Here is a 24,455-nt window from a genome sequence, read left to right as displayed (position 1 = left end):
CGGTTCCTACCTTTCGGTCGAGCGCGGGAACACCGCACCGTCGCGAGCGGTGATCCGCCCGCGCAACACGGTGGTGGTGACCCGGCCCGGCAGGGTCATGTCCTCGTAGGGCGTGTTGTGGGAGATGCTCGCGAGGTCGGGGCCGTGCACCGTCCACTCGGTATCCGGGTCGACGAGCACGATGTTCGCGGGTTCGCCCACCTCGAGGGGCCGGCCCTGATCGTCGAGGCCCACGATCTCCGCGGGACGCTCGCTCATGACCTTCGCGACGCCGCGCCAGTCCAGCAGGCCCGGCCGGACCATCGTCTCGATCACGACGGACAACGCCGTCTCGAGCCCGAGCATTCCCGGACGCGCCTGCGAGAACTCGCAGCACTTGTCCTGTTCGGCGTGCGGGGCGTGGTCGGTGGCCACACAGTCGATGGTCCCGTCCGCGAGGCCGCGGCGCAGCGCTTCGACGTCGGATCGCTCGCGCAGCGGCGGATTGACCCGGTTGATGCCGTCGTAGCTCTCGAGACGCGAGTCGTCGAGGAGCAGGTGGTGCGGCGTGACCTCGGCGCTGATCGAGATGCCCTGCGAGCGTGCCCACCGGACGAGTTCGACGGTGCCGGCCGTGGACGCGTGGCAGATGTGCACGCGGGCTCCGGCGTCGCGGGCGAGCAGCGCGTCGCGGGCGACGATGGACTCCTCGGCGGCGCGGGGCCAGCCGGTGAGGCCGAGACGCGCCGCGGTCGGTCCCTCGTGCGCGACGGCACCGACGGTCAGCCGCGGTTCCTCGGCGTGCTGGGCGATGAGCACACCGAGCGAGGCGGAGTACTCGAGCGCGCGACGCATGAGCAGCGGGTCGTAGACGCACTTGCCGTCGTCGGAGAACATCCGCACGCCCCCGACGCCGGCGGCCATCGTGCCCATCTCGGCGAGCTGCTTGCCCTCGAGTCCGACGGTGACGGCACCCACGGGGTGGACGTCGACGAGCCCGACCTCGCGGCCGCGGCGCCACACGTGGTCGGTGACGACCACCGAGTCGGCGACCGGATCGGTGTTGGCCATCGCGAACACCGCGGTGTACCCGCCGCGCGCCGCGGCAGCCGAGCCCGAATCGACGGTCTCGGTGTCCTCGCGGCCCGGTTCACGCAGGTGCGTGTGCAGGTCCACGAAGCCCGGGAGCACGATCTGCCCGGTGCCGTCGACGATCTCCGCGTCGGCGTCGGCCTCGAGGTCGGTGCCGATCGCGAGGATCTGCTCGTCGCCGAGCAGCACGTCGACCGGGTCGCCCTCGCCGTAGAGGCGGACGTTGCGGATGAGCACCTGCGGCGTCACCTGTGTCACTCCTGTTCCTGTGTCTCCCGGGTGGGAAGTGTGGGTCACGACAGGTTCCCTTCCGTGCCCACGAGCAGGCGGAAGAGCACCGCCATCCGCACGTGGACACCGTTGCTCACCTGCTGCAGCACAGCGCTCTGCGGGGCGTCGGCGACGGGGAAGCCGATCTCCATGCCGCGGAGCATCGGGCCGGGATGCAGGATCACGGCGTGCTCCGGCAGCAACGCCGCGCGCTTGGCGTTGAGCCCGTATCGGATCGAGTACTCGCGGGCGGACGGGAAGAACCCGCCGTTCATGCGCTCGGCCTGCACGCGCAGCATCATGACCGCGTCGAGGGTGGGCAGTTCGGCTTCGAGCGAATCGGCGACCGTCACCGGCCAGGTCTCCACACCCACCGGCAGCAGGGTGCGAGGAGCGACGAGCACGACCTCGGCGCCGAGCATGCTCAGCAGCAGCGCGTTCGACCGGGCAACGCGGCTGTGCAGCACGTCGCCGACGATGCCGATCCGGCGCCCTTCGATGGAGCCGAGACGCTGACGCAGGGTGAGCGCGTCGAGCAAGGCCTGGGTGGGATGTTCGTGGGTGCCGTCGCCGGCGTTGACCACGGCCGGTCCGGAGCCGGATTCGTTGGTCCACTGCGCGATCCGGTGTGCGGCACCGGAGGCGGAGTGACGGACCACCAGCGCGTCGGCGCCGGCGGCGTGCAGCGTCAGGGCGGTGTCGCGCAGCGATTCGCCCTTCTTCACCGACGAGCTGGACGCCGAGACGTTGATGACGTCGGCGCTCATCCACTTGCCGGCGACCTCGAAGGACACGCGGGTGCGGGTGGAGTTCTCGTAGAAGACGGTCATGATGGTGCGGCCGCGCAGCGTGGGGAGTTTGCGCACCTCACGCCCGAGCAGTGCCTGCTCGAACCGCTCGGCCTCGTCGAGAAGCCCCGTCGCGGAGTCCTTCGTCAGATCCGCGATGGTGAGCAGGTGTTTCACTGGGACTTGCCTCCGGAGATCTCGACGGCGTCGCGCCCGTCGTGTTCGGTCAGCAGTACGCGGACGTCCTCGCTGCGCGCGGTGGGCACGTTCTTGCCGACATAGTCGGCGCGCAGCGGCAGTTCGCGGTGGCCGCGGTCGACGAGGACCGCGAGTTGCACCGCGCGGGGTCGGCCGAGATCGCGCAGGGCGTCGAGCGCGGCGCGGACGGAGCGTCCCGAGAACAGGACGTCGTCGACGAGGACGACGAGGGTGTTGTCGACGCCGCCCTCGGGCACCGAGGTGCGCTCCAGCGGGCGGTGCGGCTTCGTGCGGAGGTCGTCGCGGTAGAGCGTGATGTCGAGCGAGCCGACCGGGACACGGACGCCGGCGAATTCCTCGATGCGGTCGGCGAGGCGCTGGGCGAGGGTGATCCCGCGGGTGGGGATGCCCAGGAGCACGACACGCGGTGCGTCCTCGGGGGTGTCGAGCGCGGTCTTCTCGATGATCTGGTGCGCGATGCGCGAGATCGTCCGGTGGACGTCGGCAGCGGAGAGCAGCTCACGCGCCGGCACGCCGGTACCGGAAGACGTAGTGGGGGTAGAAGCTGTGGACCCGTCCTCGGACACGGCCATGCAGCGACCTCCTTCTCCGCCTCACTGGACGGATCGTTAAAGGATGCCTGACAGTTGTCGAGCCTATCAGCGTCGACGTCCGCCCCGGCACGGATGACGGGTGAAGCGCAACACAGACCCCGGATGCGTGGACGGGCCCGGCGGGAAGACTCCCACCGGGCCCGCTCACGGTGCCTCGTGTCGTCGCTCACCCGAAGAGGGTGACGAATTCAGGACTCGTCCGAGCCCTGATCCTGCGACTCCTGCGCCGGCCGGACGAGGGTGGCAGCGGCAGCTGCACGCACCTGGTCGGCGACGGCGACGATCTGACCGAGCACCCCGTTGACGAAGGCCGGCGAATCGTCGGTGGACAGCTGCTTCGCCAGCTCGACCGCCTCGTCGACGGCCACCACGGGCGGCACGTCGGTCGCATGGAAGAGCTCCCACACCGCGATGCGCAGGATCGCGCGGTCGACGGCGGGAAGACGGTCCAACGTCCATTCGTGCAGGTGATCGGCGATCACCCGATCGGTCTCGTCGAGATTGTCGGCGACACCGCGGATGATGGTCTGCGCGTATGCCGGCACCGGCGCGACCTGGTCGTCGTCGATCGCGAGTTCGACGCGATCGGCGGCGAGGTCGACGGGATGCACGTCGCGGGCCTCCGCCTCGAAGAGCAGATCCACGGCCCGCTTGCGGGCCTTGTGGCGGGCCCCGAGCTTCTTCTGGTTACCGGACACTCAGGAATTCACTCGCCCGAGGTAGCTGCCGTCGCGGGAATCGACCTTGAGCTTGTCGCCGGTGTTGATGAACAGCGGGACCTGGATCTCGGCACCGGTCTCGAGGGTCGCAGGCTTGGTGCCACCGGTGGAGCGGTCGCCCTGCAGGCCCGGATCGGTGTGCTGGACGACGAGCTCGACCGTGACCGGGAGCTCGACGAACAGCGGAACGTCCTCGTGCGTCGCGACCTGCACGGGCATGTTCTCGAGGAGGAAGTTGGCGCTGTCGCCGAGCAGCTCGGGCGAGATGGTGATCTGGTCGTAGGTCTCGCCGTCCATGAAGACGTAGTCGGTGCCGTCGTTGTAGAGGTAGGTCATGTCGCGGCGATCGACGGTGGCGGTCTCGACCTTGACACCGGCATTCCAGGTCTTGTCGACGGTCTTGCCCGACGTCACATTCTTGAGCTTCGTGCGCACGAAGGCGGGGCCCTTGCCCGGCTTGACGTGCTGGAACTCGATGATCTGCCAGAGCTGTCCGTCGATTTTCAGAACGAGGCCGTTCTTGAAGTCACTGGTATCAGCCACTTGGTTCGTGTCTCCTAGGGTCGAGGAACCGCCCTCAAACGACGGTCAATGTCTTGTCGGTGAGCGTGAGCAACTCCGGAGTATGCTCCCGCACCACGAGCGTGTCTTCGATCCGCACGCCTCCGCGCCCCGAGAAGTACACACCCGGCTCGACGGTCACCGCCGCACCGGCGACAAGTGTACCGGTCGCCGCCGCGCCGATTCCGGGTGCTTCGTGGATCTCGAGCCCGACTCCGTGACCGAGCCCGTGCAGGAACAGGTCGGCGTAGCCCGCCTCGGCGATCACGGTGCGCGCCGCGGCGTCCACCGCGGCGCAGTCGACACCGGGGGCGAGCGCCTCGCGTCCGGCCTGCTGAGCGCGCAGGACCAGCTCGTACAGATCACGCTGCCAGTCCGCGACCCGGCCCAGCACGTAGGTGCGCGTCATGTCGGAGTGGTAGCCGCCGATCTGCGCCCCGAAGTCGAGTTTCACGAAGTCGCCCTCCGCCAGGACCGCGCCGGTCGGGCGATGGTGCGGGATCGCCGAATTGGCGCCCGCGGCGACGATCGTCTCGAAGGAGATGCCGTCGGCGCCGTGCTCGAACATGCGCCATTCGAGGTCGCGGGCGACCTCCTTCTCGGTTCGTCCCGGACGCAGGCCGCCCGCCGCGATGAGGTCCGCCAGTGCGCGATCGGCCGCACCGCACGCGTCGCGCAACAGACCGATCTCGTGTTCGTCCTTCACGGCCCGCAGCTGCTCGACGAGTCCGGGAGCGGGAACGAAGCGGACGGACACGCCGAGATCGTCCCACCGCGATCGTTCGTCGACCGTGACGACGTGGCTCTCGAATCCCCAACGCGCAGAACCGGTTCCGAACTCGGCGACGAGGTGCGCGGCCGACGACCGGGCGATCACGGCCCGCAGATCGGGGACCTGCTCCCCCACCTGCGTGACATAGCGGCCGTCGGTGCAGATGACGGTGCGCGTCTCGTTCTCGTCGTCCTCGGTCGAGACGATCAGCGCCGCGTTGGATCCCGTGAAGCCCGTGAGATAGCGGATACCGGTCAGATCGGTCACCAGCAGCGCATCGAGTTCGCGTTCGGCGAGCAGCGCACGCAGCGCTCGACGGCGGGAGGCGTGGTCGGCAGACATATCGCTCAACCTACCGCGATCACGGCTGTGGGACGGGACACACTGTCGGCTTCGCCACCCGTTACGCTGAGGTACATGAAACCCTGGTTGCTCCGCGGACTCGGGCTCGCCCTGGTCCACGTGGTCGTGCGCGTCCTGCTCGGTGCCGCTCTCATCCAGTGGCCGTTGCAGGGATCGGTACTGCGCTGGCTGGGCTTCGCCGTGGTGGTCGTCGCAGCGTTCGTCTGGGCCGGCCTCGACGGCATCCGCGACCACCGCGCCCATCCCGAACCCGACGAGGGCGACGACCTCACGATGCGCTGGCTCGCCGCCGGTGCGGTCACCGGACTCGTCGGCGGGGTCCTCACCTGGCTCGTCGACACCGTCACCCCGATCCCGGTGGGCGTGACCTCCCTGTTCTTCGAGATCACCTCCGGTGCCGCGTTCACCGTGCTCCTGGTGTTCCTGCCGGCGATGGCCGCGGTGACGCTGGGCCGGTTCTTCGCGCGCCGGAACGAGCGCAAGGCCGCCCGCGACGACGACTGGTCCGTCCACCACGAGCACCACGCGCCCGCAGGGGTCGCAGCGACCGCGTCCGCGGGTTCGGCGCCCGCGAACTCCGCACAGCAGGCCGATCCCGCCTGGCGCAGCGACGACTCGCCCACCGAGGTGTTCCCGAGGATCGATCCGAAGCAGTGACACCGCAACACTGAGACCGCAACACTGCTGAGCGCCCGGCCCGCATGCCGGGGGCGGGCGCTCAGTTTTCGGCGCGGTGACGGTCGGTACACGTAACCGACCTCGAGGAGCTGGCCATGACCGACACCACCGAGACGCTCGACCTGACTCCCGCGACCCGCCGCATGGAGCGCATCCTGGCAGGGATCGACGACGCCCACTTGGCGGGGCCCACACCGTGCTCCGAAATCTCCGTCGGTGCGCTCGTCGACCACGTGCTGGGCCTGTCGCTCGCCTTCACCGCCGCCGCGCGCAAGGACATCGGCCCGTACACCGACACTCCCCCGGAGCTCACGAGCGAACTGCCGCCGGACTGGCGGCGTCTCGTTCCCGATCGGCTCGGCGAACTTCGCGGAGCGTGGAGCGATCCCGCGGCCTGGGAGGGCATGACGCGTGCGGGCGGCCTCGACCTGCCCGCGCCGGTCGCCGGACTCGTCACGCTCGACGAACTCGTCGTCCACGGCTGGGACCTCGCCGTCGCCACGGGACAGCAGTACTCCTGCGAGCCCGACGAGATCGCCGCGTGTACCGCCTTCGCGGAGAGCATCACCGACGAGGAACGCGTCGCCGACGGGGGTGGCCTGTTCGGTCCGGCCGTCCGGGTGGGCGAGGACGCTCCGCCGCTGGAACGCCTGATCGGACTCACCGGGCGCGACCCGTCGTGGAGACCGCCCGCGTCGAACCGGACGGCCTGACTACGCGGAGGTCAGAGCAGGACGGTTCCCGCGTCGGCCTTGCCCTGGCGCGCGACCTCGGAGTAGGCCGCCGCGAGCAGGGTCGGGTCAGGCCCTTCGAGCCTGCCGGGCTTCGCGAGCCCGTCGAGGACGACGAACCGGAGCATGCCGGCACGGTTCTTCTTGTCGGTCTGCATGCCCTTGAGCAGATCGCCGAAGGCGTCGGGATCGTAGGTGGTCGGCAGGCCGACGGATTCGAGGATCGCGCGGTGCCGGTCGGCGGTGGCGTCGTCGAGACGCCCGGCGAGCCGGCCCAACTCGGCGGCGAAGACCAGGCCCACCGACACGGCGGCGCCGTGACGCCAGCGGTACCGCTCGCGACGCTCGATGGCGTGGCCGAGCGTGTGACCGTAGTTGAGGATCTCGCGCAGGCTCGACTCCTTGAGGTCGGCCGCGACCACCTTCGCCTTGACCTCCACCGAGCGCCGGATGAGCTCGGGCAGCACCGTCCCGGCGGGATCGAGCGCGGCCTCGGGGTTCTCCTCGATCAGGTCGAGGATCACCGGATCGGCGATGAAGCCGGTCTTGATCACCTCGGCGAGGCCGGCCACGATCTCGTTGCGCGGCACCGTCTCGAGGGTCGCGAGGTCGACGAAGACCGCCGACGGCTCGTGGAACGACCCGACGAGGTTCTTGCCCGCCTCGGTATTGATGCCGGTCTTGCCGCCCACGGCGGCGTCGACCATCGCCAGCAGCGTGGTGGGGATGTGGTAGACCCGCACGCCGCGCATCCACGTCGCGGCCACGAAGCCTGCGAGATCGGTGGCGGCACCGCCGCCGAGGCTGATGACGGCATCCGAGCGGGTCAGGCCGATGCGGCCGAGCACCTCCCAGCAGAATCCGGCGACGGCGAGTTCCTTACCGTCCTCGGCGTCGGGGATCTCGATGCGGTGGGCGTCGATGCCGGTCTCGGCGAGCGCCTCCCGCACGGCCTCGGCCGTCGCGGTGAGCGTCGGCTGGTGGAAGATCGCGACGGTCCGCGTGCCGGACAGTTCTTCGACGACGTCGCCGAGCAGTCCCCGGCCGATGATCACCGGGTAGGGCTGGGCGGTCTCGACGTCGATGCGTACCGGTTCGGTCACGGTGTGGGGCTCCGATCCTCGCTGATGGTCTGGCTGGTGGCGGCGTCCGCCGCTTCGAGTTTGGCGAGCACCTGCTGGACGACCCGCCCGGGGCTGCGGCCGTCGGTGCGCACCCGGATGGTCGCCGCCTGCCGGTACAACGGGCGGCGGCGACGCATGAGGTCGCGGTACTTCTGGGCCGGATCACCGCCGGCCAGCAACGGCCTGGTTCCGGCGGCGCCGACCGCGCCGGTGCGACGCAGTCCTTCCGCCACGCTGATCTCGAGATAGACGACGGTGTGGCCGGCCAGTCGCGCGCGGGTGCGCTCCGAGAGGATCGCTCCCCCGCCCAGCGACACCACTCCGTCGTGGGTGTCGAGGGCCCGCGCGACGACCTCCTCCTCGATCTCCCGGAAGGCCGGTTCGCCGTCCTGGGAGAAGATCTCGGGGATGGTCCGGCCGGTCACACGCTCGATCTCGGCGTCGGTGTCGAGCAACAGCAGTTCGAGTGCGTTCGCGACCCGACGTCCGATCGTCGACTTGCCCGCTCCCGGCGGGCCGATGAGTACCAGGCGAGGCGACATGAGATCACCGCGGCGGCCGCGCCGCGATGCCCTTCAGGTAGTGGTCGATGTTGCTCACGGTCTCGGCGAGCGAGTCGCCGCCGAACTTCTCGAGGGCGGCCTGCGCGACGACGAGGGCGACCATCGCCTCGGCGACGACACCCGCTGCGGGCACCGCGCACACGTCGGAGCGCTGGTGGATCGCGACGGCCTCGTCGCCGGTGGTCATGTCGACCGTCGACAGCGCACGCGGGACGGTCGAGATCGGCTTCATCGCCGCCCGCACGCGCAGGGCCTCACCGTTGGTCATGCCGCCTTCGATGCCGCCGGCACGGTTGCTCGAACGGAGCACACCGTCGGGGCCGGGCTTCATCTCGTCGTGGGCGGCGCTGCCGCGTCGGCGCGCGGTCTCGAAGCCGTCGCCGACCTCGACACCCTTGATGGCCTGGATTCCCATGAGGGCCGCGGCCAGTCGCGCATCGAGGCGATCGGCACCGCTGACGAACGAACCGAGGCCCACGGGCAGACCGTGCACCACGACCTCGACGATCCCGCCGAGGGTGTCACCGTCGCGCTTCGCGGCCTCGATCTCGGCGATCATGGATTCCTCGGCGGCCTTGTCGTAGGCGCGCACGGGGCTCGCGTCGATCGCGGCGAGATCGTCGGCACCGGGTTCGGGGCCGACATAGGGATCGGATGCGCCGATGGAGATGACGTGCGAGACGACCTCGGCGCCGAACGCCTGGCGCAGGAAGTTCCGGGCGACGGTGCCGGCCGCCACGCGTGCTGCGGTCTCCCGGGCGCTGGCACGCTCGAGGACGGGACGCGCGTCGTCGAAGCCGTACTTGAGCATGCCCGCGAAGTCGGCGTGGCCGGGGCGGGGACGGGTCAGCGGCGCGTTGCGCGCCTGGCCTTCGAGCAGTTCGGCATCGACCGGGTCGGCGGCCATGATGGTCTCCCACTTGGGCCACTCGGTGTTGCCGATCTCGATCGCGATCGGGCCGCCCAGGGTGCGTCCGTGCCGGACGCCACCGATCACGGTGACCTTGTCGGCCTCGAACTTCATGCGTGCGCCGCGGCCGTAGCCCAGTCGCCGTCGCGCGAGTTGCTCCGAGATGTCGTTCGACGTCACCTCGACTCCGGCGACCATCCCCTCGAGCATCGCGACGAGGGCGGGACCATGGGATTCTCCAGCAGTTATCCAACGCAGCACACGTCCATCCTTCCATGTTCGTCCGCCACCTCGACATGCCGCCCCTGGTCAACCCGTCGAGATCGCCGCCAGTGCCGCGGCGGCGCACATCGACGGTCCGTGCGGAAGCACGCGCGGAGCGGCACGCGCTCCCCCGCGGCCGGCCTCCCGGAGCCGCAGAAACAGGGCCGCACCTGCGGTGAGGACGGATGGGAGCAGTGCACCGAGGAGCACCGCCGAGGGGCCGGCGAGTCCGGTGACGGCCCCGAGACCGAGGGCGAGTTTGACATCACCCGCACCCACCGACCGCGGCACCACGAGGTGGGTGATCAACAACGGTGCCGCGAGCAGAAGTGCACCGGCGAACGCCGCCCGGCCGTGCCCCGTCGCCGCGGCCACGCCGAGGATCGTGCCCGCTCCCCCGAGCGTCAGCACGTTCGGCAGACGCCGCACGAGCAGGTCCACGGCGCTCAGGCACACGCACCACCATCCGAACATCGCTGCTCCGACGACCGCGGCACCTGTGGTGATCGAGACCGCGACGAGTGCGGCTGCCGCGCATGCCGCCTCGCACAGACCCGGCGGTGGCCGACGACCGGCCATTCCTCCCGCCACCACGCGCACGATCGCTCCCACGCCCACACCGAGGACCACCGTCGCGAGCACACCCACCGTTTCCCCTGTCACGACCCGGAGCATCCCCCATCCGCACTCGCCGGCATGGTGTTCGCGCGGTGTCCGGCCCGGCCCTGTGGACAGGCACACCTCCTGTGGACAAAGCCGCACGGTGCGTCGATCGTCCTGCGAGGATTGCCGGAGTCTGTCGGTTCCGGTCGGAAGGTTCTGGTCGAATGGAGATTTCGTCGCTGCTCGAACACGTGGGCACGGCCATCGACGTCGTCGGAGTCGGCGTCATGGTGATCGGCGCGTTGGCGGCGACGTGGATCGCGGCGACCGCCCGGCGGGGCGGGCCGGGTTCGGAGATCTACGAGCCGTACCGGCGCAATCTCGGCCGGTCGATCCTGCTCGGCCTCGAATTCCTGGTCGCCGCCGACATCATCAAGACCGTCGCCGTCACGCCGACCTTCACATCGGTGGGTGTGCTGGCGGTCATCGTGCTCATCCGCACCTTCCTGAGCTGGTCGCTACAGCTGGAGATCGACGGCCGGTGGCCGTGGCAGCGTTCGGTTCCCGAGTCCGAAACGACGACCGGCACGACACCGGTTACCTGAGCGAGCCCCGGAGTTCGTCGCGCCGGCGCAGGAGATGGGCGCGTTCGATCGTGTTCTCCGTGCGCGCGGCGGCGGTGGCGTATGCCTCGCTCGCCTCGGTGATCCGGCCGAGGCGGGCGAGCAGGTCGGCTCGGACGGCGTGGAAGACGTGGTACGGCTCGAGGTCGAGGCGGTCGACGATCCCGAGAGCGACTGCGGGACCCTCCATTTCGGCGAGTGCGACGGCCCGGTGCAACGCGACGACCGGGGTGGGGTCCGCGGCCATCAGCAGGTCGTAGAGCGCGACGACCTGCACCCAATCGGTGTCCTCGAAGGTGGGCGCGTCCGCGTGCACTGCGGCGATCGCGGCCTGGATCTGATAGGGCCCCGGCCTGTTCCAGCGCAGGGTGCGCCGCACGAGCGCATGCCCTTCGTCGATCAGCGCGCGGTCCCACCGCGAGCGGTCCTGGTCTGCGAGCAGGACGAGTTCGCCGCCGGGTCCCGTACGCGCCGGGCGCCGGGATTCACCGAGGAGCATCAGGGCGAGAAGTCCCGTGGTCTCGGGATCGCCGGGAACGAGCCCGGCCAGCACGCGGGCCAGCCGCACCGCCTCGGCACACAGGTCCGTGTCGGCGAGTTCGGGTCCGGTGCTCGCCGTGTGGCCCTCGGTGTACACGAGATAGAGCACGGACCGCACCGCGCCGAGGCGTTCGGGAAACTCGTCCGGAGACGGGATACGGAACGGGATGCGCGCGTCGCGGATCTTCCGCTTGGCGCGGGAGATCCGTTGCCCCATCGTCGCTTCCGGAACGAGGAAGGCCCGGGCGATCTGCGCGGTGGTGAGCCCGCCGAGCAGCCGCAATGTCAACGCGACTCGCGACGCAGGCGCGAGCGCCGGGTGACAACAGGTGAAGATCAGACGGAGGCGATCGTCGGGGATTTCGGGCGAGTCGACCGCCTCGGGGTCGAACGCGACGCCGGATGCCGGGTGGAGCAGGTCCGCCTCGGCGTGCTTGACCGAGCGTGCGGCCTCCCGCCTCGCCCTGTCGATCGCCCGGCGACGGGCAGTGGTGATGATCCACCCGGCCGGGCTCGGCGGGATCCCCTCCCCGGGCCACCGTTCGACGGCGATCGAGAAGGCGTCCTGCACCGCGTCCTCGGCGGCGTCGATGTCACCGAGGACGCGGGTGAGCACGGCGACCGCCCGGCCGTATTCCTCACGGAAGACACGTGCGATGTCGGCGGCGGAGGGCGCGGTCATCGAGGTGTGCACGTCATCCGGCGCAGGATCCGAACGCCAGGGGCCGCACCTCGATGGGCAGTGTGGTGGCGTCGGCGAGACCGCGCGCCCACTTCAGCGCCTCGTCCAGGTCGGGCACGTCGATGACGTCGAAACCGCCGAGATGCTCCTTGCCCTCGATGTACGGACCGTCGGTGGTCACCGTGCGCCCCTCGTCCGTGCGCACGACCGTCGCCGTGTCCGGTGGATGCAGGCCGCCGGAGAACACCCAGATCCCGGCCTCCCGGATCTCGTTCTGCCACGCCTCGACCCTCTTCATGATCGGTTCGAGGAACTCCGCTGACGGCGGTTCGCCGTCGGGCTGGTAGATGCTCAGCAGGTACTGCGCCATGTCGGGGTCCTTCCCCTCGGCGGCCGGCGGTTCCGGCCTCTCACCCTCTACACGAACGGTAGGGCGCCGATTCGACACCTGCGCGGAGAAATCCGCTGCCCACCCGCTCAGGCATCGCGGGTGGACAGCGGACGGTGTCGGGTGCGGCTACTGCGCGACGAGTTCGAGGATGGTGGCGTTGGCCTGACCGCCGCCCTCGCACATGGTCTGCAGGCCGTACCGGAGGTTGTTGCGGCGCATGTGGAAGATCATGTCGGTGAGGATGCGGGCACCGGAACCACCGAGCGGGTGACCGAGGGCGATCGCACCACCGTTGGGGTTGAGCTTGTCCTCGGGTGCGCCGATCTCCTTCTGCCACGCCATGGGCACCGGAGCGAACGCCTCGTTGACCTCGAAGACGCCGATCTCGTCGACGGACAGGCCGGACTTCGCGAGCGCCTTCTCCGTCGCCGGGATGGGTGCGGTGAGCATGATGACCGGGTCGGAGCCGGTCACGACGGCAGTGTGGATCTTCGCGAGCGGGGTGAGACCGTGCTTCGCCGCGGCCTCCTCGCTCATGATGAGCAGTGCGGCGGACCCGTCGGAGATCTGCGAGGAGTTCCCGGCGTGGATGACGCCGTCCTCCTTGAAGACGGTCTTCAGGCCGGCGAGCTTCTCGACGGTGGTGCCGCGACGAATGCCCTCGTCCTGGGAGACCACAGTTCCGTCCGGGGTGGTGACCGGCACGATCTGGTCGGCGAACAGCCCGGCGTCCTGGGCGGCGGCGGCGCGTTCGTGCGAGCGCGCGGAGAAGGCGTCCACATCGGTGCGGCTCAGGCCCCACTTCTCGGCGATCATCTCGGCACCGATGCCCTGGTTCGGCCGCACCCCGTCGTACCGCTCGAGAAAGGCCTCGGGGTAGGGCGACCCGCCCACCGAGGTCGAGGTGCCCATGGGCACCCGCGACATCACCTCGACGCCACCGGCGACGACGACGTCGTAGTGTCCCGCTTCGACACTCGCGATCGCGAAGTTCAGCGCCTGCTGGCTCGAGCCGCACTGCCGGTCGATGGTCACGCCGGGCACGGACTCCGGCCAGCCCGCCGTGAGCACCGCGGTGCGGGCGATGTCGATGGCCTGCTCGCCGGCCTGCTGCACGCAACCCCAGATGACGTCCTCGACGACCGACGGATCGATGCCGGCGCGCTCGACCAGCGCGTTCAGGACCACGGCGGACAGCTGTGCCGGGTGCACGCCGGACAGACCGCCGTTCCTCCTGCCGACAGGCGTACGCACGGCCTGGACGATCACTGCACTCATGTTTGCTCCTTCTCGACCCGCAGGCGACAGCGGTGACGGCCGTCACGGCCGTCGGACGGGTCCGACACTACTTCGCGAAGGGGCCGGAAAGTGCTTGCGGACCATTCTTGTTCGGTATCGGACCCCTCACCCGTATCTATGGATCAGGAGCGCGCGAATTCTCAGGCCGGGCGCGGAGAATTCAGGTCGAGTCCGACGGCGCGCGCCATCTCCGCGCGCGGGGCGGGAAGACCCGTGAACTGCTCGACCTGCCCGAAGGCCTGGTTCAACAGCATGTGCAGACCGCTGACGACGCGGACGCCGCGCGCCTCGGCCGCTGCCGCCAGCGGCGTGGGCCAAGGGTCGTAGATCGCGTCGAGGATGCACGGGGCCTGTGCGAGAGCTTCCGCGTACGGCGCCGCCGCGGGTGCGGGCACGGTGCTCACGAGCGCTCCGGCCTCGGCGCAGACCCGGCCGAGTTCGGGTGCGTCGAACGACAGCCATCGGGCCTCGATGTCGTCGTCGAGACAATCGAACGTCGCTCGGGCCTTCTCCTCGGACCGAGCGACCACGGTCACCGAGCGCACACCGAGGTCGGTGAGACCGACGAGCGCCGGCCGCGCGGTACCACCCGAGCCCACGACGACCGCCGTCGCGTCGGACAGATCACCGACGCCGGCCGAGCGCAGTGCTCCGGACACGCCGTCGACGTCGGTGCAATCGGCACGCCACCCGTTCTCGATGCGCACGAGGGTGTTCGCCGAGCCGATCCTCACGGCCCGCTCAGTGCGTTCGGTGGCGAACTCGAGCGCCGCGAACTTGCCGGGCATCGTCACCGACAGACCGACCCATTCCTCACCGAGTGAGGACACGAGTCCCGGTAGTTGTTCACCGGTGCATTCGATGCGTTCGTAGGTCCACTCGGCGAGCCCGACGGCCCGGTACGCCGCGAGATGCAACAGGGGCGACTTCGAGTGCGCGATGGGTTTCCCGAGGACCGCCGCCTTCCGGACACCCGACTTCGGATCAGCGGCCACTGTCGAGGATCCCGCTCGCGAGTGCCAGTTCGGTGTTCTGCAGGTGCTCCTCGTAGGAGTTCGCGAAGAGCGTGGTGCCCTTGTCGTCGATCGTCACGAAGTAGATCCATTCCCCCGGTTCCGGGTTCTCCATCGCCTGCAGCGCGCCGATGCTCGGTGACGAGATGGGCGTCGCCGGAAGACCGACCATGGCGTAGGTGTTCCAGGGGGTCACCCGCGCGCGGTCGGCGTCGGTGGTCGCGAGTTCGGTCTCGTCGAGCTCGTAGTTGACGGTCGAATCGAACTGGAGCATCTGGTCGATGTCGAGGCGGTTGAGGATCACGCGCGCGACCTTCGCGAAATCCTGTGGCAGCGCCTCGCGTTCGACGAGCGATGCGGAGATGAGCATCTCGTACGGGGTCAGCCCCACCCGTGCGGCCGCGTCGGTGATCCCCGTCGCGTCGTAGCTCGCAGCGCTTTCCGACACCAGGCGGGCAAGGATCTCGACGGGTTCGGCCGTCGGATCGAAATCCCAGCTGCCCGCGGCGATGAGGCCTTCGAGCTGCCGCCTGCGGTCGGGCACGTTCGCCACCGCGTCGCGCGCCCATTCCGGAACGCCGAGTGCCTGCAGGTCCGGGGTGGCACCGGCCGCGTCGAGTTCCTCGTAGGTGACGCAGTTCTCGGCGGCCGGATCGCCGTGGCAGCTCGCCTCCGCGATGAGTGTGTAGATGCCCTTGCGGACGGCACCGGTGTTGACGTCGCGGATGTCGTGGAGCTGACGTCCCTCGGAGATCACGAGCGCACCGACCCGGCTGGCCGGGTCGACGAGCGCGGCGACGGCGTCGACGGCCGGGATGTTCGTGGCCACCTGGTAGAAGCCGGGCTGCAGCGAGTTCATCCCCGAGTTCTGCACGGCCGCTTCGTAGAAGGCGGCGGAGCTCGCGACGACTCCCTTGTCGACGAACTCGCTGCCGATCTCCCCGGCGGTCTCACCCGGGTTGACCTGGACGACGACGGCGGGTCCGGGAGGTCCGGTGAAGTCCGGCGGAAGGTTCGTGCCGAGAAACCGGTCGTAGGCGAGATAACCGCCGCCCACGACGACGAGCAGGAGCACCGCGGCGGCGAGTGCGCCCACGACCCGTCCGCGTTTCTTGCGCCCGCTCGCCTTCGGATCGCGGCGTGCAGCGCGTTCCGAACCACCGACCGCGACGGGGACCGCACGTTGCTCGGCGGTGATCTCCTCCGCTGCGACCGCGTCGTCGGCGGGGTCGTCGTCGCGGTAGGCGTCACGGTTCGCGTCGCGTGCGGCGTAGGAGTATCCGCCCGGGTACTCGTCGTCGAGATGTCCACCCTCGGGGTGATCGGCCGGAGCGTATCCGGGATCGGTGTCGGTCGATCCGTCCTGCTCGTACCCGGCTCCTGCGTAGCCCCCGTCGCCGTAGCCCTGCTCGGCATAGCCCTGCTCGGCATAGCCCTGCTCGGCGTACCCCTGCTCAGCGTACCCCTGGTCCGCATAACCCTGTTCGGCGTAACCCTGTTCCGGGTGACCGGGCGGCGGGCCGTCGAACACACCCGGCTCGAAGTTCAGGACCGTGGTCTCGTGATCGTCCGGATCGGGTCGACGGGCCTCCGGGGTCTCACCCGGGGCGCCCTCGTACGCACCACCGCCGTACGGGTCGTGCCCGTACGCATCGTGACCCCGGGGGTCGGATACGTACGGATCGTCGTACCGGTACCGCGGGTCCGATCGATACGGATCCTCTGCTCCCGCGCGATACGGATCGTCTGCTCCGGTGCGATCGACCGGAGGTTGCGCGTACCCACCGGCATAGGGATCCGCGAACAGATCCTCCCGTGCGTTCTCCGAATGGTCGTCGTGTCGTCCGTGCCGGCTCACCGGCTGCCCCCCGCGTCACGCCCCGACTCGTTCACTACCGAACTCCGCTCGTCCAACCAACCCTGCAAGATGGCCACGGCGGCAGCCTGGTCGATGACCGGCCGCGCACCTCGCGCACTCACCCCGCTCTCGCGGAGGGCGCGCGCCGCAGTGACCGTCGTGAAGCGTTCGTCGGCCAGGCGCACGGGAACGTCGGGTAGGGCACGGCGAAGTCGGCGCGCGAAATCGCTCGCCAGTTTCGCAGCCTTGCCGGGCTCACCGCGCAGTGTCTGCGGCAGCCCGACGATAACCTCAACAGCCTCGTATTCCCTAACGATCTCGACGATGCGCCGGATATCGGGTGCGTCGGGTCCGCGTTCCTTGGACCGCGGCACCGTCTCGACCGGGGTGGCGAGGATGCCGTCGGGGTCGCTGGAGGCGACCCCGATCCGGACGCTGCCGACGTCGACTGCGATGCGGCGACCACGGCCGGGATCGTCCACTCCGGGACGATCGGGGCGCGGCGGTTCGGCCACGCTCAGCCGGCCAGCTCGCTCAGGCGGGCACGGAAGGCATCGAGTGCGGCCGGGATACCGGCCGGATCCGACCCTGCACCCTGCGCCATGTCGGGCTTGCCGCCACCGCGACCACCGATCGCGGGACCGAAGCTCGCAACGAGGTCGCCTGCCTTGATGCCCTTCTCCTGCGCTGCCTTGGTGGTGGCGACGACGAAGGGCACCTTGCCGCCGGCGTTGCCGAGCAGCAGCACCACGGCGGGCTCGGTGCCGAGCCGGCCACGGACGTCGGATGCGAGTGTGCGCAGGTCGTTGCCGGCGACACCCTCAGGGGCGGCCTCGGCCACGACGAGCACGTCACCGACGCGCTGCGCCTTGCCCACGTACGTTCCGGCTGCGGCGGCGACGTTCGCGGCGCGGGTCTTCTCGAGTTCCTTCTCGGCGGCCTTGAGCCGGTCGAGCAGGGCCTCGACACGTCCGGGCACCTCCTCGGAGGGAACCCTCAGGGTCGAGGACAGGCCCGCGAGCAGCGCGCGTTCCTTCGCCAGGTGGCGGTAGGAGTCGAGACCGACGTACGCCTCGACGCGGCGGATACCGGAACCGACGGACTGCTCACCGAGGAGCGTGACGGTGCCGACGTGCGAGGAGTGCTGCACGTGCGTGCCACCGCACAGCTCCATCGAGAACGGCCCACCGATCTCGACGACGCGGACCTCGTCGCCGTAGTTCTCGCCGAACAGGGCCATCGCACCCATCTTCTTGGCCTTGTCGAGGTCGGTGACGAAGGTGTTGACGGGATAGTTCGCCGCGACGGCCTCGTTGGTGACGGCCTCGATGTCCTGCTTCTGCTGCTCGGACAGGGCGCCGGGCCACGAGAAGTCGAAGCGCAGGTAGCCGGGCTTGTTGAGCGAACCGGCCTGCACGGCGTTGGGGCCGAGCACCTCGCGCAGCGCGGCGTGGACCAGGTGGGTGCCGGAGTGGCCCTGGGTGGCGCCCTTGCGCCACTCGGGATCGACCTGCACGAGGACGGCGTCGCCTTCGACGACCTGACCCTCGAGCACCGTGACCTTGTGCGTCCACAGCTGCTTGGCGATCTTCTGGACGTCGTCGACCTTGATCTTCAGGCCGGGGCCGGTGATGGTGCCGATGTCGGCGATCTGACCGCCGGACTCCGCGTAGAGGGGGCTGCGGTCGAGGATGAGCTCGACCTGCTGGCCCGCGCTCGCCGCGTGCAGGCGCTCGCCACCGGTGATGACGGCGAGCACGTGCGCCTCGGTCACCAGCTCGCTGAAGCCGGTGAACTCGGTGGGACCGCGGTCGAGGAGTTCCTTGTAGACGGTCAGGTCGGCGTGGGCGTGCTTGCGGGCGCGGGCGTCGTCCTTGGCGCGCTGGCGCTGCTCGGCCATCAGCGACCGAAAGCCCTCCTCGTCGACGGTCAGGCCCGCCTCGGCCGCCATCTCGAGGGTGAGATCGATCGGGAATCCGTAGGTGTCGTGGAGGGTGAACGCCTCGGTGCCACCGAGCACGTTGCTGCCCTGCGACTTCACGGTCTCGACGGCGCCTTCGAACAGCTTGCTGCCGGTACCGAGGGTCTTGAGGAAAGCCGTCTCCTCGCCCACCGCGACGGTCTCGATGCGCGAGAAGTCGGTGTCGAGTTCGGGATAGGACGGGGCCATGGTGTCGCGCACGACCGCCATGAACTCGCGCATGGTGGGCTTGTCGGCGCCGAGCAGACGCGCCGAGCGCACGATGCGGCGGAGCAGACGGCGCAGCACGTAGCCGCGGCCGTCGTTGCCGGGGTTGACGCCGTCGACGATGAGCATCGCCGCGGTGCGGGCGTGGTCGGCGATGACGCGGAAACGCACGTCGTCGTCGTGCTTCGCACCGTAGACGGCGCCGGTGAGTTCGGCGGCCTTGTCGATCACCGGGCGCAGCAGGTCGGTCTCGTAGACGTTCTCGACGCCCTGGAGCAGGAAGGCGACGCGCTCGACACCCATGCCGGTGTCGATGTTCTTCTTCGGCAGCGGGCCGAGGATCGGGTAGTCGTCCTTCGCACCGCCCTCACCGCGCTCGTTCTGCATGAACACGAGATTCCAGATCTCCATGTAGCGGTCCTCGTCGGCCTCGGGGCCGCCTTCGACGCCGTAGGCGGGGCCGCGGTCGTAGAAGATCTCGGAGCACGGGCCGCACGGTCCGGGGATGCCCATCGACCAGTAGTTGTCCTTCATGCCGCGACGCTGGATGCGTTCCTCGGGCACGCCGACCTTGTCGCGCCAGATCGAGAACGCCTCGTCGTCGTCGAGATAGACCGTCGCCCACAGCTTCTCGGGATCGATGCCGTAGCCGCCGTCCTCGACGGAGCCGGTGAGCAGCGACCACGCGAAGGTGATGGCCTCTTCCTTGAAGTAGTCGCCGAACGAGAAGTTGCCGGCCATCTGGAAGAAGGTGTTGTGGCGGGTGGTCTTGCCGACCTCCTCGATGTCGAGGGTGCGCACACACTTCTGCACCGACGTGGCGCGGGTGTAGGGCGGGGTCTGCTGACCGAGGAAGTAGGGCACGAAGGGGACCATGCCGGCGTTGACGAACAGCAGGTTGGGATCGGCGAGGATCAGCGACGCGCTGGGCACCTCGGTGTGTCCCGCCTTCACGAAGTGATCGAGAAAGCGCCTGCGGATCTCGTGGGTCTGCACGTCGATGGTCCTTTGTGGTCTGGCGATGGTGTGAACTACCCGGGACGGGCGGTCGATCCTGTCGATCGGCCGTTCTTCAGCTTATCGCGCCGCCCGAAGTGGCCTCGGTACGGCGCCGTGAGTACTCGGCGTCACCGCTCACCGCGCACGATGCGGCGCAGCTTGGGCAGGCGGGCCGACAGCTCCCGCTCCACGCCGCGGCCGGTCGGCTCGTAGTAGTCGACGCCGACCAGCTCGTCCGGGGCGTACTGCTGCGCGAGCACGCCGTCCGGGTGCGCGTGCGGGAACTTGTAGCCGATCGCGTTGCCGAGCTTCTGCGCGCCCTGGTAGTGCCCGTCGCGCAGGTGCGCGGGTACCGGACCGGCCTTGCCGGCCCTCACGTCGGCGATCGCGGCGCCGAGGGCGGCGGTGACCGATCCCGACTTGGGGGCGGTGGCGATGTGGATGGTGGCCTGGGCGAGTGCGAGCTGGGCTTCGGGCATCCCGACCTGCTGCACGACCTGCGCAGCGGCGACCGCCGTCTGCAGAGCGGTGGGATCGGCCATGCCCACCTCCTCGCTGGCCTGGATCATCAGGCGACGGGCGATGAAGCGCGGGTCCTCCCCCGCGACGATCATCCGTGCCAGATAGTGCAGGGCCGCGTCGACGTCGGAGCCGCGCAGCGACTTGATGAAGGCGCTCGCGACGTCGAAGTGCTGGTCGCCGTCGCGGTCGTAGCGGACGGCGGCCTCGTCGATGCTCGACTCCACGGTCGCGAGGTCGATGACGGCCGCGTCGCCACCGGAGACGGCGAGCGCGGTGTCGGCGGAGGCCTCGAGCGCCGTCAGGGCGCGGCGGGCGTCGCCGCCGGCGAGCCGGACGAGGTGGTCGAGGGCGTCGTCGTCGATCTCGACCGCACCGGCGAGTCCACGGGCGTCGGTGCGCGCGCGTTCGAGCAGGGCCCGGATGTCGTCCGGCCCGAGCGGCTGCAACTGGAGCACCAGCGAGCGCGACAGCAGCGGGGCGACCACCGAGAACGACGGGTTCTCGGTCGTCGCGGCGACGAGCAGCACGATGCGGTTCTCGACCGCGGCGAGCAGCGCGTCCTGCTGGGTCTTCGAGAAGCGGTGGACCTCGTCGATGAACAGCACGGTCTGTTCGCCGTGGGTGAGGCGCCGGCGTGCCAGATCGATGACGGCACGCACGTCCTTGACGCCCGCCGACAGGGCGGACAACGCTTCGAACCGGCGTCCGGTGGCCCCGGAGATCAGCGAGGCCAGGGTCGTCTTCCCGGTACCGGGCGGACCGTAGAGCACGACGGAGGCCGCACCCGATCCCTCGACGAGCCGCCGCAGCGGCGCTCCCGGTTCGAGCAGGTGCTGTTGTCCGACCACCTCGTCGAGACTCGCCGGTCGCATGCGCGCAGCGAGGGGCGCGTTCGCGCCGCCGGCCGCGACGGGTTGCCGGCGGACCTGCGGTTCGTCCTCGGGTTCCGGTTCGCGTGGCGCCTCGAACAGGGCGTCCGGTTCGGCAGACGGGTCGTTCGCCCCGAAAAGATCACTCACACATCCGACGCTACAAGCTCGCGCCGACGCCCGGTCGACGGCGGTGTTCGTCGTTCGTATGGACGGATGACCGACCGTGTGGTCGGATCTTGGTCGTGGCCACGACACCGTCCGCCGATCATGTGTCCCGCCGCGCCGTGCTCCGGTCGTCGATCCTCGCCGCCGGTGTTGCGGCCTTCGCCTCGACCACGCAGCACGCGCAGGCATCTCCCGCCGTCTTCGCGCACGGCGTCGCGTCGGGAGATCCGTTGCCCGACGCGGTGATCCTGTGGACGCGGGTGACACCCTCGCCGGAGGCGACACCCGGCTCGGGTGCGGGACCGGACGTCCCGGTCACCTGGGAGCTCGCCCGCAGCAGCAGCTTCGACGCGGTGGTCGCTAGCGGGACCGCGACGGCGAGTTCCGTCTCCGACCACACGGTCAAGGTCGACGCTCGTGGGCTCGCACCGGGAACGACCTACTTCTATCGATTCCGCGCCGGCGGTGCCGTCTCCCCGACCGGCAGGACGTCCACCGCCCCCTCGCACGACGCTGCGGTCGGACGCCTGCGCTTCGGGGTCGTGTCGTGCGCCGACTGGGAGGGCGGCTTCTTCTCCTCCTACCGCCACCTCGCCGCACGCGACGATCTCGACGCCGTGATGCACCTCGGCGACTATCTGTACGAATACGCGGCGGGGAAGTTCCCCGTCGCCGGCGGCCGGGGCGTCCGGACGCACGAGCCCGCCCACGAGATCGTGAGTCTCGCCGACTACCGCATCCGGCACGCGCAGTACAAGACCGACCCGAACCTGCAGGCGCTGCACGCAAAGGTGCCGTGGATCGTGATCTGGGACGACCACGAGGCGGCGAACGACGCGTGGGCGGGAGGGGCGGAGAACCACGATCCGCTCGTCGAGGGCGACTGGGCCTCCCGCAAGGCCGCATCGGTGCAGGCCTACGACGAGTGGATGCCGGTGCGTCCGAACGGCGGCCGACTCTACCGGCGTCTGCGGTACGGACGGCTCGCCGAACTGTCGATGCTGGATCTGCGGAGCTACCGTTCCCGGCAGGTCCTCGCAGCCGGACGGCAGGTCGACGATCCGGGTCGCACGATGACCGGACGGGACCAGATGGAGTGGCTCACCGCCGGCCTGACGACCTCCCCCACCCGATGGCAGTTGATCGGCAATTCGGTGATGTTCTCGCCGATCGTGTTGCCGCCCCTCGATCCGCGGACCACCGGAGCACTGACCGAACTCGTCGGAGTGCCGGCCGGAGGTGTGCCCTTCAACACCGATCAGTGGGACGGCTACACCGCCGACCGCCGGCGGTTGATGGACACCATCACGGCGGCGGGACTGCGCAACGTCGTCTTCCTCACCGGCGACATCCACACCTCCTGGGCGATGGACGTCCCGGTGGACGCCGCCGACTATCCGGGTGCGGGCACCGTCGCCACGGAGTTCGTGGTTCCGTCGGTGACGTCGGCGAACATGGACGAGTTGCTCGGTGTGCCCCCGCGTAGCCTGTCTCCCGCGCTGGAGGCGACGGCGACCGCGGCCAACCGGCACGTGCGGTTCGTCGAACTGGATTCGCACGGTTACGGCGTACTCGACGTGACTCCCGAGGCGACACAGATGGAGTGGTTCTTCATCGGCGACCGCACGGATCCGAACACGGCCGCGCGTCGCGTCGCGGGATACCGGGTAGCCGACGGCGCGACGAGGATCGAGCCCGCCGCTCCGCTGGTGTAGACGCCGGTCGGCGCCTGCCGGATCGACCGCGCTAACCGGCGGCGCGGTCCTCGAGGTGGGCGAGCACGTCGCGGGCGTGGGCGGCGACGTCGTCGTGGCCTGTCGCGGTGGCGAACTCGGCGAGCAGCGACCAGCGGGCGCGGAGCGCGGGGATGCGCGGCACCGACAACCCGTGTTCGCGTACCGAGGCGATCCGGGCATGGTCCTCGGGCAGGAACAGGTGCGTGCTCAGCCAGATGCACGCGAGCAGTGCGTCGAGCAGCCGCTCCTCGAGTACCTCGTCGTAGGCCAGCTGCGGCCACATGGCGACGACCTCGGCGCGCCACGCGTCGGCCATCGCACGGATGCGATCGACGGACAACGGCACCGAGCACAGGCACAGCGGGAAGGAGCTGAGTGCGTACGCGATGTCGAGGGTCGCGTCGCGGAAGCCGCCCCATTCGTAGTCGAGGAACTGCACACCCTCGTCGCCGACCACGATGTTGTCGGGGCACAGGTCGGACGGGCTGAAGGCCCGGAAACGACCGCCGGTGAAGAGCTTGGACGCCCGCTCGGCACGCTCGCGTACCGACTCGGGCACCGACAGACCGAAGTCGGCCTCGAGGAGCTCGGGCACGCCCCGCACGGCGTCGAGAGCCTGCTGGGACACGGCGTCGGCGACCCGCGCGACGTCGGCGCGACGGAGCAGCGCCGCGAAGTCCTCCTCGCGGCCGACGGTCGCGGCATGCATGCGCCCGAGTGCCTGGGCCAGGGCCATCAGGGTGTTCCCGGCGGCCTCGGAACTGTTGCGCAGCACCTCCGACAGCGTGGTCGCGTCGCCGAGGTCGCTGAGGACCAGCAGGCGGGCGTCGAAGTCGTAGGCGAGCAGTTCGGCGCCCGGACGGTGATCCTTCGCCAGGGCCGTCGTGAACTGGTAGGAGACCGCCTCGCGGAGGAAGGCGATCTGCTCGTCCGTCTCGGAACCGCGGAAGTCGACGTGGCCGGTGCCACGCGAGGGCGGTACCTGCTTGAGGACGAGGGTGCGCGGGAGCGAGAACGGATTGGCGGCCACTCGTACCCGTACGACCACCGAGCGGCCACTGCCCCCGAGATCCACGGGATCGGTCAGGGTCACCGTGGCGCCGGTACGGCGGGTGAGCAGCGCTTCGGCGGCGTGAACCACCTCGGACACGGGGTCTGCCAATGTTGCGGTCATCACTGCCCAATCTACAGGTTCCCGGTCACGACGAGGTCGTCCACAATGCTCGGATCGAGCAGGACCTTTCTCACCCGCGCCCGGCCCACCAGGTCGCTATTGTCTGCTTTGCGAGGGAAAATCGCTGTTCATGCGGGCGTGTCCCCGTCCGCGCCCCGGCAACT

Annotated in this window: 23 protein-coding genes; 4 read left to right on the top strand and 19 right to left on the bottom strand. The window is 69.9% G+C overall.

Annotated features, from left to right (window positions below; translation table 11 throughout):
* Positions 1-6 precede the first annotated feature (6 nt).
* From LPH33_RS10995 to LPH33_RS10970, 6 genes are all read right to left on the bottom strand, one after another.
* Positions 7-1,320 (bottom strand): dihydroorotase, encoded by a 1,314-nt coding sequence (locus tag LPH33_RS10995; protein WP_006551445.1) that lies wholly within the window; start codon positions 1,318-1,320, stop codon positions 7-9.
* A 44-nt stretch (positions 1,321-1,364) separates the two neighbouring features.
* The gene (locus tag LPH33_RS10990) at positions 1,365-2,306 is read right to left on the bottom strand and encodes an aspartate carbamoyltransferase catalytic subunit (RefSeq protein WP_016691672.1); all 942 of its coding nucleotides are present in this window, start codon (positions 2,304-2,306) and stop codon (positions 1,365-1,367) included.
* The gene (gene pyrR, locus LPH33_RS10985) at positions 2,303-2,920 is read right to left on the bottom strand and encodes a bifunctional pyr operon transcriptional regulator/uracil phosphoribosyltransferase PyrR (RefSeq protein ID WP_024100783.1); all 618 of its coding nucleotides are present in this window, start codon (positions 2,918-2,920) and stop codon (positions 2,303-2,305) included. Before pyrR ends, LPH33_RS10990 begins: the two co-directional genes overlap by 4 nt.
* A gap of 209 nt (positions 2,921-3,129) precedes the next feature.
* On the bottom strand, positions 3,130-3,639 hold the full coding sequence (gene nusB / locus LPH33_RS10980) for a transcription antitermination factor NusB (RefSeq protein ID WP_016691671.1): 510 nt from the start codon (positions 3,637-3,639) through the stop codon (positions 3,130-3,132).
* The gene (gene efp, locus LPH33_RS10975; protein ID WP_006551441.1) at positions 3,640-4,203 is read right to left on the bottom strand and encodes an elongation factor P; all 564 of its coding nucleotides are present in this window, start codon (positions 4,201-4,203) and stop codon (positions 3,640-3,642) included.
* A 34-nt stretch (positions 4,204-4,237) separates the two neighbouring features.
* Positions 4,238-5,335 (bottom strand): M24 family metallopeptidase, encoded by a 1,098-nt coding sequence (locus LPH33_RS10970; protein WP_088898495.1) that lies wholly within the window; start codon positions 5,333-5,335, stop codon positions 4,238-4,240.
* Between the two features lie 75 nt (positions 5,336-5,410).
* Here LPH33_RS10970 and LPH33_RS10965 point away from each other — a divergent pair, with 75 nt between their 5' ends.
* Both LPH33_RS10965 and LPH33_RS10960 read left to right on the top strand, forming a co-directional pair.
* Positions 5,411-6,013, top strand: a complete 603-nt coding sequence (locus LPH33_RS10965; RefSeq protein WP_016691669.1) for a B-4DMT family transporter — start codon at positions 5,411-5,413, stop codon at positions 6,011-6,013.
* Between the two features lie 116 nt (positions 6,014-6,129).
* Positions 6,130-6,747 carry a TIGR03086 family metal-binding protein gene (locus tag LPH33_RS10960; protein WP_016691668.1) on the top strand — a complete coding sequence of 206 codons (618 nt, stop codon included), beginning with the start codon at positions 6,130-6,132 and terminating at the stop codon, positions 6,745-6,747.
* 11 nt (positions 6,748-6,758) lie between these two features.
* On the opposite strand, the gene aroB is transcribed toward LPH33_RS10960, so the two are convergent.
* The 4 genes from aroB to LPH33_RS10940 are packed head-to-tail and all read right to left on the bottom strand — an operon-like array spanning position 6,759 to position 10,289.
* Entirely contained in the window at positions 6,759-7,868 is a 1,110-nt protein-coding gene (gene aroB, locus LPH33_RS10955) for a 3-dehydroquinate synthase (protein ID WP_016691667.1), read from the bottom strand.
* On the bottom strand, positions 7,865-8,431 hold the full coding sequence (locus LPH33_RS10950) for a shikimate kinase (protein ID WP_088898493.1): 567 nt from the start codon (positions 8,429-8,431) through the stop codon (positions 7,865-7,867). The genes aroB and LPH33_RS10950 overlap by 4 nt, the downstream gene beginning before the upstream one ends.
* A 4-nt stretch (positions 8,432-8,435) precedes the next feature.
* Positions 8,436-9,623, bottom strand: a complete 1,188-nt coding sequence (gene aroC / locus LPH33_RS10945; protein WP_026061033.1) for a chorismate synthase — start codon at positions 9,621-9,623, stop codon at positions 8,436-8,438.
* 48 nt (positions 9,624-9,671) lie between these two features.
* Positions 9,672-10,289 (bottom strand): prepilin peptidase, encoded by a 618-nt coding sequence (locus LPH33_RS10940; RefSeq protein WP_390889766.1) that lies wholly within the window; start codon positions 10,287-10,289, stop codon positions 9,672-9,674.
* 164 nt (positions 10,290-10,453) lie between these two features.
* Between LPH33_RS10940 and LPH33_RS10935 the strand changes: the two genes are divergently transcribed.
* Positions 10,454-10,834: a DUF1622 domain-containing protein gene (locus LPH33_RS10935; protein ID WP_088898491.1), complete on the top strand. Its 381-nt coding sequence runs from the start codon at positions 10,454-10,456 to the stop codon at positions 10,832-10,834.
* Here the strand turns inward: LPH33_RS10935 and LPH33_RS10930 are convergent.
* The 8 genes from LPH33_RS10930 to LPH33_RS10895 all read right to left on the bottom strand — a co-directional run bounded on the left by LPH33_RS10930 (position 10,827) and on the right by LPH33_RS10895 (position 21,363).
* Positions 10,827-12,074: an RNA polymerase sigma factor gene (locus LPH33_RS10930; protein ID WP_106201533.1), complete on the bottom strand. Its 1,248-nt coding sequence runs from the start codon at positions 12,072-12,074 to the stop codon at positions 10,827-10,829. The two genes, LPH33_RS10935 and LPH33_RS10930, sit on opposite strands and share 8 nt — an antisense overlap.
* A 13-nt stretch (positions 12,075-12,087) precedes the next feature.
* Complete coding sequence (locus LPH33_RS10925) at positions 12,088-12,444, bottom strand: YciI family protein (protein ID WP_088898490.1); 357 nt, start codon at positions 12,442-12,444, stop codon at positions 12,088-12,090.
* 147 nt (positions 12,445-12,591) lie between these two features.
* Positions 12,592-13,743: a thiolase family protein gene (locus LPH33_RS10920; RefSeq protein WP_088898489.1), complete on the bottom strand. Its 1,152-nt coding sequence runs from the start codon at positions 13,741-13,743 to the stop codon at positions 12,592-12,594.
* 161 nt (positions 13,744-13,904) lie between these two features.
* Entirely contained in the window at positions 13,905-14,759 is an 855-nt protein-coding gene (locus LPH33_RS10915; RefSeq protein ID WP_229568020.1) for a shikimate dehydrogenase, read from the bottom strand.
* The gene (locus LPH33_RS10910; RefSeq protein WP_016691645.1) at positions 14,749-16,635 is read right to left on the bottom strand and encodes an endolytic transglycosylase MltG; all 1,887 of its coding nucleotides are present in this window, start codon (positions 16,633-16,635) and stop codon (positions 14,749-14,751) included. Before LPH33_RS10910 ends, LPH33_RS10915 begins: the two co-directional genes overlap by 11 nt.
* Complete coding sequence (ruvX, locus tag LPH33_RS10905) at positions 16,632-17,150, bottom strand: Holliday junction resolvase RuvX (protein WP_026061030.1); 519 nt, start codon at positions 17,148-17,150, stop codon at positions 16,632-16,634. Before ruvX ends, LPH33_RS10910 begins: the two co-directional genes overlap by 4 nt.
* 2 nt (positions 17,151-17,152) lie before the next feature.
* The gene (gene alaS, locus LPH33_RS10900) at positions 17,153-19,819 is read right to left on the bottom strand and encodes an alanine--tRNA ligase (RefSeq protein ID WP_229568019.1); all 2,667 of its coding nucleotides are present in this window, start codon (positions 19,817-19,819) and stop codon (positions 17,153-17,155) included.
* A gap of 131 nt (positions 19,820-19,950) precedes the next feature.
* A complete protein-coding gene (locus tag LPH33_RS10895; RefSeq protein WP_160874992.1) occupies positions 19,951-21,363 on the bottom strand; it encodes a replication-associated recombination protein A in 1,413 nt (470 codons plus the stop codon).
* Between the two features lie 95 nt (positions 21,364-21,458).
* On the opposite strand from LPH33_RS10895, the gene LPH33_RS10890 reads away from it, so the two are divergent.
* On the top strand, positions 21,459-23,096 hold the full coding sequence (locus LPH33_RS10890; protein WP_229568018.1) for an alkaline phosphatase D family protein: 1,638 nt from the start codon (positions 21,459-21,461) through the stop codon (positions 23,094-23,096).
* A 31-nt stretch (positions 23,097-23,127) separates the two neighbouring features.
* Here the strand turns inward: LPH33_RS10890 and LPH33_RS10885 are convergent, their stop codons facing one another.
* The gene (locus LPH33_RS10885) at positions 23,128-24,291 is read right to left on the bottom strand and encodes a hypothetical protein (protein WP_060653204.1); all 1,164 of its coding nucleotides are present in this window, start codon (positions 24,289-24,291) and stop codon (positions 23,128-23,130) included.
* Positions 24,292-24,455: the final 164 nt, after the last annotated feature.

This window comes from Rhodococcus sp. RDE2 (genome assembly GCF_020885655.1).
In the GTDB taxonomy this organism is placed as follows: domain Bacteria; phylum Actinomycetota; class Actinomycetes; order Mycobacteriales; family Mycobacteriaceae; genus Rhodococcus; species Rhodococcus pyridinivorans.
This window is presented reverse-complemented; position numbering and strand designations above follow the sequence as displayed.

Excerpts from the sequence above, each read along its gene's own strand:
- LPH33_RS10935 (WP_088898491.1), top strand. The coding sequence starts at position 10,454 with ATGGAGATTTCGTCGCTGCTCGAACACGTGGGCACGGCCATCGACGTC.
- LPH33_RS10950 (WP_088898493.1), bottom strand. The coding sequence starts at position 8,431 with ATGTCGCCTCGCCTGGTACTCATCGGCCCGCCGGGAGCGGGCAAGTCG.
- LPH33_RS10960 (WP_016691668.1), top strand. The coding sequence starts at position 6,130 with ATGACCGACACCACCGAGACGCTCGACCTGACTCCCGCGACCCGCCGC.
- LPH33_RS10925 (WP_088898490.1), bottom strand. The coding sequence starts at position 12,444 with ATGGCGCAGTACCTGCTGAGCATCTACCAGCCCGACGGCGAACCGCCG.
- LPH33_RS10920 (WP_088898489.1), bottom strand. The coding sequence starts at position 13,743 with ATGAGTGCAGTGATCGTCCAGGCCGTGCGTACGCCTGTCGGCAGGAGG.
- LPH33_RS10930 (WP_106201533.1), bottom strand. The coding sequence starts at position 12,074 with ATGACCGCGCCCTCCGCCGCCGACATCGCACGTGTCTTCCGTGAGGAA.
- pyrR (WP_024100783.1), bottom strand. The coding sequence starts at position 2,920 with ATGGCCGTGTCCGAGGACGGGTCCACAGCTTCTACCCCCACTACGTCT.
- LPH33_RS10970 (WP_088898495.1), bottom strand. The coding sequence starts at position 5,335 with ATGTCTGCCGACCACGCCTCCCGCCGTCGAGCGCTGCGTGCGCTGCTC.
- LPH33_RS10885 (WP_060653204.1), bottom strand. The coding sequence starts at position 24,291 with ATGACCGCAACATTGGCAGACCCCGTGTCCGAGGTGGTTCACGCCGCC.
- LPH33_RS10965 (WP_016691669.1), top strand. The coding sequence starts at position 5,411 with ATGAAACCCTGGTTGCTCCGCGGACTCGGGCTCGCCCTGGTCCACGTG.